The organism is Anaerolineae bacterium (assembly GCA_016931895.1).
Classification (GTDB): domain Bacteria; phylum Chloroflexota; class Anaerolineae; order 4572-78; family J111; genus JAFGNV01.
Map to the genome: position 1 here is coordinate 22,424 of JAFGDY010000134.1, position 11,860 is coordinate 34,283.

Genomic DNA, 11,860 nt, shown 5'->3' on the forward strand with positions numbered 1-11,860 from the left:
TCAAAACGCAGCCTGATTATAATGAAACCACAGCCCAAAGCAAACTGACCAACTCGCAGAATGGAGTTTACACCATCAGGTCAACTTCATCACCACCATGCCAAATAAATTGGCCGCAGCATCAGCTTTATCGGACATATTGGCCACATGGCGGTAAACTTCGCGCCGCCGGAGCATCACCATCAAGGGCTTAAAGTCTTTGGCTTTGGTAAATAAATCGGCAATGGCGGTGCGGTAGATACTTTCCACCTCATTCTCCAGCTTTTTAGCTCGTTGCGCATGTTGGCCGGCCACCCGGGGATTGGCGCTCAAACGATGCATAGCCATAGCCAACTCCTCGGCTTCCTGTCGCACCAGCGAGACCATCTCAAGCAAATACTCGTCAGCATCAATCTCCAGCAAACTCATTTCTTCAATAGTGGTAAAAGCATAATCAATCATGTCATCAATGTAGAGCGAGAGATTAAAAATATCTTCCCGGTCAATTGGCGTGATAAAAGTGTTATGCAACTCGTCAATCAAAATCCGCCTGATTTCATCGGCCTCATATTCTTTGGCCCGAATTTTTTCAATACTTTCCTCGTTAGGCTGCTGAATGCACTCTTGTAGCAATTTAATGCCTTCAACGGTCACTTCGGCTTGTTGGATGAGAAGACTGATAAAAATGTCTTCTTTTTTATTTTTGAAAATGTTCAGGAAACCCATTATTTATACCCCTATGCAACAATAAAATTAATTGGATAATATAACAATGCCGCCACAATGGCCGTAGCCGGAACCGTTAAAATCCAGGCCAGGACAATATCGCTCATCACGCCCCAACGTACTTTGGATTTTCGCTCGGCAGCCCCAACGCCCAAAATGGACGAACTGACCACCTGGGTCGTGCTCACCGGCCCACCCAGGAGTGAAGCAGTCATAATAACCAGCCCGGAGGTCAGTTGAGAAGTAAAACTATGGATAGGCCGAATCCGGTAAAATTTGCCCCCCAGCGTATGGATAATGCGCCAGCCGCCTGTAGCTGTACCAATGGCAATGGCTCCTGCGCTAATTAAAATGACCCACCATGGCACCTCAAAGCTTTCCTGAAAACCCAGCGCCACCAAGCCCATCGTAATAATTCCCATTGTCTTTTGGGCGTCGTTAGTGCCGTGGCTTAAGGCTAAAACGAGCGCTGTGGGAATTTGGATACGCATAAAAAAGATACTTGCTTTAGGAGTTGCCCCCTGGGCCAGCCACAAAGTCAAACGCATAATGAGAATGCCTATAAAAAAACCAATCAACGGCGAGGTAAACAACGCAATGACAACCTTTTGCAATCCCTCCAGCCGAATAACCGACAGCCCCGAACCAACAGCAACCGCGCCTAAAATCCCGCCAATGAGGGCGTGTGACGAACTGGAGGGAATGCCAAAATACCAGGTGACAATATTCCACAGGCTGGCACTTAGTAACGCCGCCATTACCACGGCAATGGTGATAGAATCTGCCGGAGCCACCTCGTTGCCAATTGTTTTAGCCACAGCTACCCCCAGGAGAAACGGGCCGGCAAATTCGGCTAATGCCGCCAGGGTTAAGGCAGCCCTGGCCGTCATCGCCCGCGACGAAATCATTGTCGCCACCACATTAGCGCTATCATGAAAGCCGTTGAGAAAATCAAAAATCAAAGCCAAGATAATGAGAATAGCCAGCAGAACCAATGGAGACATTTTTATCCTTTCCTAAAATTGGCCGGCAAAGACGTTTCGCCCAGTTGGTTAAAATATCTTTATTATAGTAAAATTTCAGCAGGCTTCAAATGAAACATTTGAGCTAAAATGGCTAACCTGCCAAAAGTAATTATTAAGTTTGTACTAAGGATTCCCAACTAAGATTCCTGAAGATAAGGCAGATTATTGAAAGTGCCCGGCTTCTAAACCACTGCCCTATTTCCTATTTGAAACTGTGCCAGACCATGCTATATTTGTATCTAAGACAAGGCCGATTTACCGATTCATGGCAAAAAACAGGATGGGTGAGATGAAGCGCATTAATCTTGCCCGGCATACCTTAAAAATTTATATCCTGTTGATGGCGGTTTTTCTATTGCCGGCCTGCGCCGGGAAGGGATTCGACGGCGCGCCGCCGACCTTAAAAATCGGCCTGGTGGCGCCGTTTGAGGGCTTGCATCGCCCGCTGGGGTATGAAGTATTGTTTGCCGTTAAATTGGCCTTACAGGAAAGGAATGCAAGCGGAGGCGTCAACGGCTATCAGGTTGAGTTGGTGGCGTTGAATGATTTTGACGAGCCGGCCGAAGCTCAAACGCAAGCCAGAGCGCTTATTGCCGACCCGGATGTTTTGGGCGTGGTGGGGCATCTCTCATCGGCCACCACCCTGGCGGCAATGCCAATCTATCAGGAAGCCAAACTGGCCCTGAGCGTACCCTGGACGATTGACGCGACTGCAATGAATATCCAGAAAAAAGGAGTAGTGAGGGTAGCCGCCGATTATGCCGATACGTCTGCCCGGCTCAACACGTTTAGCCAGGAATGGGGTTATAACCATAGGCTGAATGTGGCCGAGGTAGATCTTGACTCGTTGCCCGTTGAGCTCCAGGCCCTGGAATTGACGGGCGAAGGGGTTGCTGCCGGTGAAACCATTTCGGCCCTGCGCCGGGCCGGGGTATCGCTGCCGCTTTTGGGGCAGGTTGACGTGGGCAGCCCGCAGCCAGTTCAGGTAGCTAACGGCGCGGCCACAGGTCTTATTTTTGTTTCACCGGGGCCGGCCCCCCGCGATGCGCCGGGGACGGAGGCTTTTATGGAAGCCTATCAAACATTGGCCGGCTTCTCGCCCGGCCCGCGGGCTGTATTGGCTTACGATGCGACCAACATTTTGCTCAACGCCATTGAGCAAGCAATGTTTGGGTCTCACCAACCCACCCGGTCAGAAGTAAGCGCCCTGATCAACCAGGTCCAGCAACAAGGTCTCAGCGGCGATATTGTTTTTGACCAGCAGGGGCGGCGCCTCAACGCGCCGGTGTGGGTGTATCAGATTTTCGAGGAGGAGCAGCAGTATCCAGGGGAATTGATTGCCCCCTGAGGAGAGATTGTCTATGCGTATCTTAATGCTTTCCTGGGAATATCCCCCCAACCTCGTCGGTGGGTTGGGCCGGCACGTGGCCGAACTGTCGCCCGCCCTGGCCCAACAACATACCACTGTTCACGTGGTCACGCCAACGGCCAAACCGGAGGATGCCTCCAGAACTATTGAAGATGGCGTGGTCGTCCACCGCGTTTTTACGCCAACTCTGAATATTCAGACCAATATTTACGACCAAGCTGTCGCCGCCAATCAAGTATTGCAAGATTACGCTCGTCAAATTGACGAGCAATTTGACATTATCCACGTGCACGATTGGTTGACCGCTTTTGCCGGGATGGCCCTGCAAAAAGCCTGGAACCGGCCCCTGGTGGTCACTATTCACGCCACCGAACGAGGCCGGGGACGCGGCCACATTGACAACGACCTGGAACGAGCCATTGATCAGACCGAGCAATATGTAATTGAACAGGCCAACCACGTGATTGTGTGCAGCCGCTACATGTTGCACGAAGTGCAAACTTACTTCCATACGCCTCTCTCCCGGCTGGACGTTGTTTTTAATGGGGTCAATATTGACGATTTGCGGAACGGACATTCCAAAGAAGAATTGATAGCCTTTAGGGACAGATGCGCCCGTCCGCAAGATCGCGTTGTTTTTGCCGTGGCCAGGCTGGTATACCAAAAAGGCTTGCATCGCCTGGTTGAAGCCGCGCCCCGCATTTTGGCCCAATTCCCGGAAACACGCCTGATCATTGCCGGGCGAGGGCCTGAAGCCAAAAACTTAAAACAAGAGGCCTGGCACCTGGGGGTGGCAGACTGCATTGATTTTGTTGGTTTTATCTCAGACAAAGAACGCAACCGGTATTATCAAACCGCCTGCTGCGCCGTTTTTCCCAGCCTCTACGAACCGTTTGGGATCGTGGCCCTTGAGGCCATGGCCCTCGGCTGCCCGGTAGTGGTCAGCGACGTGGGCGGCCTTTCCGAAATTGTCAAACATACCGAAACCGGCGTAACCATTTATCCTGATAATGCCGACTCTGTGGCCTGGGGCGTGATGCATATTCTGGCAAACCCCCGTCGGGCGCTGAATTACGCGGCCAGAGCCTACCAGACGGTTGACGAGTTATACAATTGGGCGCGTATTGCCCGTTTGACCAGGGGCGTGTATCGCCGTGTTCTGGATAAATACGATTTGGTCAGCGTCTGCCCCAATTTTTAGGCCATAGGGCCAGGGCAATGCCCTATCCCTTTTTGAGACGCACCCCTATTTGACAGCAACCCTCAACTGTGCTAAACTCGCCCCCATAAATTTTTGAGAAGCGATGATGATTTTGCATGTATTGCCCAGGAGCCCGCGTCTTCAGCCAGACCTTATGTCTGGATAGCGGGCGTTGGCAAATCCTTACGCAGTTATCAAACCGGCTCCAGACATTCTTGTCAGGGCCGGTTTTTCATTTGATGAGGTGAAAAAAATGATCAAAGTAGGCGTTTTTGGCGCAAGCGGTTATACCGGTTTTGAAATCGTGGGCATACTCAAAAAACATCCGGCAGTGACCCTGGCGTTTGCCACCTCAGAAAGCGCGGCGGGTAAAATGCTAAGCGATCTGTATCCCGTGCCCTGGAATATTCCCCTGGTAGCCGCCGCCCAGGCGCCGCTGGAGCAGGTTGAGGCTGTGTTTTGCTGCCTGCCTCACGCCGCCAGCATGCCCACCGTGAGCGCCGCCCGGCAGGCCGGGGTGCGCGTCATTGATCTCTCCGCCGATTTCCGGCTAAACAATGTGGCAGTGTATGAAAAATTCTACAACACCCCCCACACGGCTCTGGACTTATTGGCCGAAGCCGTATACGGCCTGCCCGAAATCTACCGGGATAAAATCCGCCAAACTAACCTGCTGGCCTGCCCCGGTTGTTACCCTACCAGCGTTATACTGGGGCTATATCCCCTGCTCAAAGCCAAAATGCTAAACCCGACTGCCCCCATCATCACCGACAGCAAAAGCGGTGTGAGCGGGGCGGGTCGCAAAGCCAGCCTCAAAACGCACTTTGTTGAGGCCAACGAGAATCTATCGCCCTACAATATTGGGCAGGTCCACCGTCACACCGCCGAGATGATCCAGGAAATCAACAAACTGGGCGGCCCCGGCGACCGAGTTATTTTTTCGCCGCATCTTGTGCCCCTCAACCGGGGGATGTTATCTACCATTTACGTGACCCTGGCCCAAGACACGCCGGCTGAAGTAGCGCAGCAACTCTACACCGACACCTATGCCGATGAGCCGTTTATGTGGGTTCTGCCGCCGGGCCAACTGGCCGGTATGGCTCACACCCAACGGACAAACCGCTGCGCCGTTTCCATTACGGTGGTAAATTTGCGCCAGTTGATTATCTGTTCTTCAATTGACAATCTGCTCAAGGGCGCCTCCGGGGCCGCGGTGCAGAATTTTAACCTCATGTTTGGCCTGGATGAGACGGCAGGATTAATTGAATAAATCAGAGAAAGGGAACCAATTCAATGATTGAAGTAGGCGTCTACGGCGCTTCCGGCTACATGGGCGGCGAAGCCCTGCGTATCTTGAACGAACATCCCCAGGTAAAAGTGGTCTGGGCCACCAGCCGCAGCGGCCGGCCCCTGGAATACTTTCATCGGAACCTGTACGGCTCCGGCCTAAGGTTCATTCACCCGGACCAGATAACGCCGTGCCAGGCTATATTTTTTGCCGTGCCCGGCGGCACCCCCATGTCAATGGCCCCAGACTTATTAGCCCAAAACACCAAGCTCATTGACCTGGGGGCGGATTTCCGGTTAAAAAACCGGGAGGATTGGGAACGTCTCTATCGCAAAGAGCACGTGTGTTGGGATATTGCGGCCGGAGCGGTCTACGGTATCCCGGAGCTACACCGGGAGGAGATCAAACAGGCCAGGGTGATTGCCAACCCCGGCTGCTTCTCGTCGGCCGTTATTCTGGGGTTGGCGCCGGTGGTGAAGGCGAGCCTGATTGACGCTGAAAGGATTGTGGTGGATGGTCTATCCGGCACGGCCGGCGCCGGGGCTGAATTAGACATAACCAGCCATCATCCTGAGATTGCCAACAACATTGTGGCCTACAATGTGATAGATCATCGCCACACCTATGAGATGGAACAAGAGCTGGGCCTTTTGAGCCGGTCAGCGGTCACCATCCATTTTACTTCAAGCTACGTGCCCATCACGCGGGGCATTTTGGCAATCTGTCACTGTTTCCCTCGCCGGCCGGTCAGCCGGGACGAAATATTGGCGCTTTATTCTGATTTTTACGGCCGGGAGCATTTTATCAAAGTGTTTGACCTGCCCAAAGACCCCCAGGCCACCTGGCAGTATCGCCCCTACCCCTGGGTGGCCGCCGTATCGGGCACAAACTTTTGCCACATTGGCCTGGACGTTGACGAAAAACGCAATCGCCTGGTAGTCTTTAGCGTCTTGGACAGTGTCGGCAAAGGGGGCGCGCATGCCGGCGTGCAAAACTTGAATTTGATGTTTGGCCTGGACGAGACAACGGGCCTGGAAAGAGCCGGTTTGCATCCTTATTGATTGAGAAGCACGATGAACGACGAACGACGAATGACGAACGACCAATTTACTTTTCCCTCGCCGGTCAACGTTGGTCGTTGCTCATTGGTCGTCGTTGGTCGTTGGTCGTTGGTCATTGGTCATTGGTCGTCGTTGGTCATTGGTCATTGGTCGTCGTTGGTCATTAATTGTTGCCCAGAGGTAAGGCGATGCTTGTTCTAAAAATAGGCGGGCAGGAATTGGACAACCCGGATATTGTCAAAAGATTAGGCCAGGCGGTAGCGGCGCTAGAGGCCCCACCCATCCTGGTTCACGGGGGCGGCAAAGAAATCCGCGAGCTGCAAAAACGGTTGGGCGTTGAACCCCAATACATTGACGGCCTGCGGGTCACCGATGCCGAGTCATTGGACATTGTGCAAATGGTGCTGGTAGGCCGGATCAACAAGCGGTTGGTCTCGTCACTGTCGCTGGCGGGAGTAGACGCTTTTGGCATGTCGGGCGTAGATCGAGCCGCCGTTAAGGCTGAAAAATTGGAACATCCCGGCGGCGACCTGGGCCAGGTAGGCCGGGTGGTGGAGGTGCGGGCCGTGGTTTTTACCCGTTTATTAGAAGACGGCGTCACTCCGGTGCTGTCTCCCATCTGCTACGGGGCCGACGGCGGCATATTCAACGTCAATGCCGACCACGTGGCTACGGCCGTGGCCATTGCCACCCAGGCCGAGGCGCTGGTGTTTGTGTCTAACGTGCCCGGCGTGCTGCGGGATAACCTGCTGCTGCCGCACCTGACCGTAGCCGAGGTTGAGCAGTTGATCATTGAGAAGGTAATTGTGGACGGGATGATCCCCAAAGCCCGTTCCGCCCTGGCCGCCGTGTACGGCGGCGTACAGGCAGTGAGAATCACCAATTTGGATGGTTTGAAAGCGGGGACGGGCACGACGATTGTCCAATGAGGGGAATGACATAACCCAAACAAAACTTTAAGGAGACACCTGATGATGAACCCCCAAGAAATCATTGATCTGGAACAAAAATACATAGTCCAAACTTACAGCCGCCCGGACCTTGTTTTTGAGCGTGGCGACGGCGTATGGTTGTACGATACCGAGGGTCGGCAGTATCTTGATGCCGGCAGTGGGATTGCCGTGAATGCGCTGGGCTACAACAATAACCTTATTGTCGAGGCCATCCGGCAAAATGCAGCGGGGTTGTTGCACGTATCAAACCTTTACCATACGGCCCCTCACGCGTTGCTGGCCCGCGATTTGTGCGAGGCCTCTTTTGCCGACCGGGTTTTCTTCTGCAACTCCGGCACCGAAGCTAACGAGGCCGCGCTCAAATTTGCCCGCAAGGTTGCCCGTGCGGCGGGCGACTCTACCAAAACTAACATCGTTGCTTTTAGCGGCTCTTTTCACGGGCGCACCATGGGCGTATTGGCCTGTACGGCCACCGAAAAATACCGCCAACCTTTTGAGCCCCTTATCGGCAATGTTACTTTTGCCCAATTTAACAATCTCAATAGCGCCCGCCAGGCCATCACCAACCAAACCTGCGCCGTGATTGTGGAGCCGATCCAGGGCGAAGGCGGAGTAACGCCGGCCACGCCTGAATTTCTGGCCGGTCTGCGCTCCATCTGCAATGATGTGGAAGCGCTGCTGATCTTTGACGAGGTGCAGTGCGGGCTGGGCCGCACCGGCACGCTCTGGGGTTACCAAGGCTATGGCATTGTTCCCGATATGATGACCCTGGCCAAGTCGTTGGCCGGGGGCTTGCCCATGGGGGCCACGCTGGTGAGCCAAAAAGTGGCCGGCGTAATGCAGCCCGGCGACCACGCCAGCACTTTTGGCGGAGGCCCCTTGATGGCTACCGTGGCTCGGGCCGTGTTCAAACAACTCAACCAACCGGAGTTTTTGGCCGACGTGCAGGCCAAAAGCAATTACCTGGCCGCCAAACTGAATGAGGTGGTCAAACAATCTCCCCTTTTAAACGGGGTGCGCGGCAAAGGTTTGATGTGGGGTCTGCTCTCTACCATTCCTGCCGCTGAAATTGTGGCTGAAGCCCGCAATCACCAACTCATCATTCTCATGGCCGGGGAAAAAATTGTGCGACTCTTGCCGCCGCTGATCATTACCCGGCAAGAAATTGATATGCTGGTAGAAAGATTATCGGCCACATTGGAAGCAGTGGGATAAGATAAGATGTGGCAAGTGACAGGTGTCAAGTGTTACGGATCAAGTATCTTGGAACACCCCTTACGTAAGGTTTATGACTATGACAAACACGCAAAAAATTAATGTCCGCCGGACGCGGCCAGCCGACGTGCCCCGGATGATGCCTCTTTTAAACAAATATATTGAGCAGGGCGAAATATTGCCCCGCACCCAGGATGACGTGTACCGTTCTATCCGCGAGTGGGTAATGGCCGAAACGGAAAACACTCAACTGGTGGGGGTGGGGTCCCTGGTGATCATGTCGGCGGACCTGGCCGAAGTCCGGTCGCTGGTCATCCACCCGGCCTTTCACGGGCAGGGGATTGGCCGCCGGATGGTCAACCTGCTGCTGGCGGAAGCCCGGTTTTTGGAGATTCGGCGGGTCTTTGCCCTCACCCGCAAACCGGACTTTTTTTTGAAGCTGGGCTTTCAACTGACCAAACTGGAAAAACTACCCGGCAAAGTGCGGCGAGATTGCGTGTTCTGCCCTATCTTCCACGCCTGCGATGAAGTAGCCTTGATAATCTCCCCTAAAGAATTGGCTCCATCCGCCCCGCCAGCCGGGCCGGCCAAGGCGGCCCGGAATGGAACGGCAGCGTCCCAGCCGGCGCTGTCAAGATTGGTTGAAAAAAAATGAAAGAGAAACTCCGTATCCGAGAAATACGCCCGGCCGATTGTGCCGTTATCGCCCAGGCATTTTTAGACCAGGGTTGGCATAAGCCCATCTCCCAATATGAAGGCTATCTCCGAGAACAAAATGAGGGCAAACGGGTGGTCTTGGTGGCTGAGAATGAAGGTCAATTTACCGGCTACCTGACGATTTTATGGGAGTCCTTTTATCCACCGTTCAGAGAGGCCGGGATTCCCGAAATTGTGGATTTTAATGTGCTCGTCAAATATCAACGCCGGGGCATTGGCACAGCTTTGATGGCGGAAGCGGAAAAAAGAATCGCCCGGAAATCAGCGGTGGTGGGCATTGGCGTGGGTTTGATGGCAAACTACGGAGTCGCCCAACAAATGTACGTCAAGCGCGGTTACATCCCCGATGGCTGCGGCATTTCCCAAAATGAGCGCTTTTTGCAAGGGGGAGATAAAGTGACGGTGGATGACGATTTGATTCTTTGTTTCACCAAAAAACTGAACCGGGAGCCGGAATGAACCTGACCATTGTTCCCTTTACGCTTGAACACTACGAGCCGGTGATTGCCCTGTGGCGGCACACCGAGGGCGTTGGCCTTAGCAGCGCCGATTCCAGGGAAAACATCCGGGCCTACCTGGAACGAAACGTGGGGATGAGCTTCATTGCCCAAAATGACGGCGTACTGGTAGGGGCGGTACTCAGCGGCCACGATGGTCGGCGAGGCTACATCCATCACCTGGCAGTACACCCAGAGTATCGCCGCCGGGGCATTGGCCGCCAGCTTGTCGAGAGGTGTCTGTCTGCCCTGCAAGCCGCAGGCATTCAGAAATGCCATCTTTTTATTTTTCAGCAGAACGTTGACGGCATCCGGTTTTGGGAAAGCATCGGCTGGTCCAGGCGGGTAGACATTGGCGTGATTTCCAAAACCATTGCGGGAACGGCAGGAGGATAATGGCGATGACTTCGTTGGTCAAAATCTTCACCCTGCTGGCCAGTCTTAACGCCGCGCTGGCCGTTGGCCTGGGGGCGTTTGGCGCTCACGCGCTCAAAACCAAGTTGCCGGCAGATTTGATGGCTACCTATCAAACCGGGGTGCAATATCACTTCTACCACGCCCTGGGCTTGTTTGCCGTGGCCTTTGTGGCCTCGCAGTGGCCCGCGTCTGCCCTGGTCAAATGGTCGGGCTGGCTGATGCTGGGGGGCATCATCTTGTTCTCGTTCAGCCTTTATGCCTTGAGCATCACCGGCTTCCGGTGGCTGGGCGCAATTACGCCGCTGGGCGGGGCGGCCTTTATTGCCGCGTGGCTATTACTGGCCGGAGCCGTTATTTTTAATTTAGCGCAATAAGCCGATATTACCGGTCAGCTTGTTCACCACTTCGCTTGGCCCATAAAGAGCCAGGCCCAAATAGTGAAGTTGGTCGGCAGGTGTAATGATACCCGGTAAGGACAGGATGCCGAATCTATCAAACAAATCTTTACCTACGACACCGACTTCACGGACCAAAGCTACTTCAGCCACAAATTTAAGCAAGTGGTGGGGGCCACGCCGCGCCAGTATCAATTGGCGCAAAATGCTCCCCGCCGTTTATAACCACCACCGGGTTTTACGGCAAACCGCGAAAGGCCAAAAAAATTCTTTTGAGGTGAAGCTTGAGCGGTTGGTCGGCCCGAAAATTGGTTAAATACACGGAGAACAAAACCAGAAGACCACCGGTCATTTGCAGCAGGGTTAATCTTTCCTGCAAAATGGCCCAGGCGCCAATGGCCGTTACCACGGGCACGCAATTCAAAAAAATGGCCGTTTTGGTGGAAGATATTTTTGATAAGGCGTAATTGTAACAAACAAACGCTCCGATTGTGGCAAACAGGGTCAAACAAACCAGGGCCACCAGGGAGCGTCCGCTGACGGCGGCCCATTGGACATGGGGTAGTTCCCAAAAAAATGCCGGCGCAAAAAACAGCGCCCCATAAAAAATTTGCAGCTCGGTTACATCCAGGGCGGAACGGGCTTGGGCCAGATTTTTCATCACAATAATATAAACGGCCATTGACATCACGGCCCCAAACATCAAAAAATCGCCAAACATCGGCCCGCCAAAAACCCAACCGAATTGAGGATCACCCGCAATCAAGATCAGCATGCCGACTATTGAAAGCGCAAGGCCCGCCAGCACCGGCCAGGTAGGCCGTTCCCGCAAAAAAAGCGCCGACAGGCATAAAACGGCCAGGGGAATAGTGGCCACAATAAGCGAGGCCTTGGAAGCCGAAGTATACTGCAAACCCGTTGTTTCACACGTAAAGTAATCAACCTCCCGCATAGCGGGAGGCATTAGGAAGCCCCCCAGAGGGGGGCAACTGGGATAGGAAAGCCCCGTTGGGGCTA

14 protein-coding genes are annotated in these 11,860 nt (G+C 53.7%); 10 read left to right on the forward strand and 4 right to left on the reverse strand.

Annotated features, from left to right (window positions below; translation table 11 throughout):
- Positions 1-75: 75 nt before the first annotated feature.
- Both JW953_10270 and JW953_10275 read right to left on the reverse strand, forming a co-directional pair.
- Positions 76-705: a DUF47 family protein gene (locus JW953_10270; GenBank protein ID MBN1993078.1), complete on the reverse strand. Its 630-nt coding sequence runs from the start codon at positions 703-705 to the stop codon at positions 76-78.
- Between the two features lie 11 nt (positions 706-716).
- Entirely contained in the window at positions 717-1,709 is a 993-nt protein-coding gene (locus JW953_10275) for an inorganic phosphate transporter (GenBank protein MBN1993079.1), read from the reverse strand.
- Between the two features lie 310 nt (positions 1,710-2,019).
- On the opposite strand from JW953_10275, the gene JW953_10280 reads away from it, so the two are divergent.
- The 10 genes from JW953_10280 (at position 2,020) to JW953_10325 (ending at position 10,822) form a co-directional block, all read left to right on the forward strand.
- On the forward strand, positions 2,020-3,078 hold the full coding sequence (locus JW953_10280) for a branched-chain amino acid ABC transporter substrate-binding protein (protein ID MBN1993080.1): 1,059 nt from the start codon (positions 2,020-2,022) through the stop codon (positions 3,076-3,078).
- Positions 3,079-3,091: 13 nt separating this feature from the next.
- Entirely contained in the window at positions 3,092-4,300 is a 1,209-nt protein-coding gene (locus JW953_10285; GenBank protein MBN1993081.1) for a glycosyltransferase family 4 protein, read from the forward strand.
- 253 nt (positions 4,301-4,553) lie between these two features.
- Entirely contained in the window at positions 4,554-5,570 is a 1,017-nt protein-coding gene (locus tag JW953_10290) for an N-acetyl-gamma-glutamyl-phosphate reductase (protein MBN1993082.1), read from the forward strand.
- 23 nt (positions 5,571-5,593) lie between these two features.
- Positions 5,594-6,649: an N-acetyl-gamma-glutamyl-phosphate reductase gene (gene argC, locus JW953_10295; GenBank protein MBN1993083.1), complete on the forward strand. Its 1,056-nt coding sequence runs from the start codon at positions 5,594-5,596 to the stop codon at positions 6,647-6,649.
- Positions 6,650-6,837: 188 nt separating this feature from the next.
- Positions 6,838-7,578: an acetylglutamate kinase gene (argB, locus tag JW953_10300; protein ID MBN1993084.1), complete on the forward strand. Its 741-nt coding sequence runs from the start codon at positions 6,838-6,840 to the stop codon at positions 7,576-7,578.
- Positions 7,579-7,623: 45 nt separating this feature from the next.
- The gene (locus JW953_10305) at positions 7,624-8,817 is read left to right on the forward strand and encodes an aspartate aminotransferase family protein (protein MBN1993085.1); all 1,194 of its coding nucleotides are present in this window, start codon (positions 7,624-7,626) and stop codon (positions 8,815-8,817) included.
- A gap of 79 nt (positions 8,818-8,896) precedes the next feature.
- Entirely contained in the window at positions 8,897-9,472 is a 576-nt protein-coding gene (locus tag JW953_10310) for an N-acetyltransferase (protein MBN1993086.1), read from the forward strand.
- The gene (locus JW953_10315) at positions 9,469-9,993 is read left to right on the forward strand and encodes a GNAT family N-acetyltransferase (protein ID MBN1993087.1); all 525 of its coding nucleotides are present in this window, start codon (positions 9,469-9,471) and stop codon (positions 9,991-9,993) included. The genes JW953_10310 and JW953_10315 overlap by 4 nt, the downstream gene beginning before the upstream one ends.
- Entirely contained in the window at positions 9,990-10,427 is a 438-nt protein-coding gene (locus JW953_10320; protein MBN1993088.1) for a GNAT family N-acetyltransferase, read from the forward strand. The genes JW953_10315 and JW953_10320 overlap by 4 nt, the downstream gene beginning before the upstream one ends.
- Positions 10,428-10,432: 5 nt before the next feature.
- Positions 10,433-10,822, forward strand: coding sequence for a DUF423 domain-containing protein (locus JW953_10325; GenBank protein ID MBN1993089.1), 390 nt, complete (start codon positions 10,433-10,435; stop codon positions 10,820-10,822).
- On the opposite strand, the gene JW953_10330 is transcribed toward JW953_10325, so the two are convergent.
- The gene (locus JW953_10330) at positions 10,811-11,050 is read right to left on the reverse strand and encodes a DUF2000 family protein (GenBank protein ID MBN1993090.1); all 240 of its coding nucleotides are present in this window, start codon (positions 11,048-11,050) and stop codon (positions 10,811-10,813) included. The two genes, JW953_10325 and JW953_10330, sit on opposite strands and share 12 nt — an antisense overlap.
- A 31-nt stretch (positions 11,051-11,081) precedes the next feature.
- Positions 11,082-11,860, reverse strand: a 779-nt coding sequence (locus tag JW953_10335; protein MBN1993091.1) for a DMT family transporter, incomplete at its 5' end; no start/stop codon positions are given.

What these genes read in the sequence shown, in the direction of transcription:
- JW953_10270 (MBN1993078.1), bottom strand. Translation starts at nt 705, where the DNA reads ATGGGTTTCCTGAACATTTTCAAAAATAAAAAAGAAGACATTTTTATC.
- JW953_10315 (MBN1993087.1), top strand. Translation starts at nt 9,469, where the DNA reads ATGAAAGAGAAACTCCGTATCCGAGAAATACGCCCGGCCGATTGTGCC.
- JW953_10305 (MBN1993085.1), top strand. Translation starts at nt 7,624, where the DNA reads ATGAACCCCCAAGAAATCATTGATCTGGAACAAAAATACATAGTCCAA.
- JW953_10285 (MBN1993081.1), top strand. Translation starts at nt 3,092, where the DNA reads ATGCGTATCTTAATGCTTTCCTGGGAATATCCCCCCAACCTCGTCGGT.
- JW953_10320 (MBN1993088.1), top strand. Translation starts at nt 9,990, where the DNA reads ATGAACCTGACCATTGTTCCCTTTACGCTTGAACACTACGAGCCGGTG.
- JW953_10280 (MBN1993080.1), top strand. Translation starts at nt 2,020, where the DNA reads ATGAAGCGCATTAATCTTGCCCGGCATACCTTAAAAATTTATATCCTG.
- argC (MBN1993083.1), top strand. Translation starts at nt 5,594, where the DNA reads ATGATTGAAGTAGGCGTCTACGGCGCTTCCGGCTACATGGGCGGCGAA.
- JW953_10290 (MBN1993082.1), top strand. Translation starts at nt 4,554, where the DNA reads ATGATCAAAGTAGGCGTTTTTGGCGCAAGCGGTTATACCGGTTTTGAA.
- argB (MBN1993084.1), top strand. Translation starts at nt 6,838, where the DNA reads ATGCTTGTTCTAAAAATAGGCGGGCAGGAATTGGACAACCCGGATATT.
- JW953_10275 (MBN1993079.1), bottom strand. Translation starts at nt 1,709, where the DNA reads ATGTCTCCATTGGTTCTGCTGGCTATTCTCATTATCTTGGCTTTGATT.
- JW953_10310 (MBN1993086.1), top strand. Translation starts at nt 8,897, where the DNA reads ATGACAAACACGCAAAAAATTAATGTCCGCCGGACGCGGCCAGCCGAC.
- JW953_10325 (MBN1993089.1), top strand. Translation starts at nt 10,433, where the DNA reads ATGACTTCGTTGGTCAAAATCTTCACCCTGCTGGCCAGTCTTAACGCC.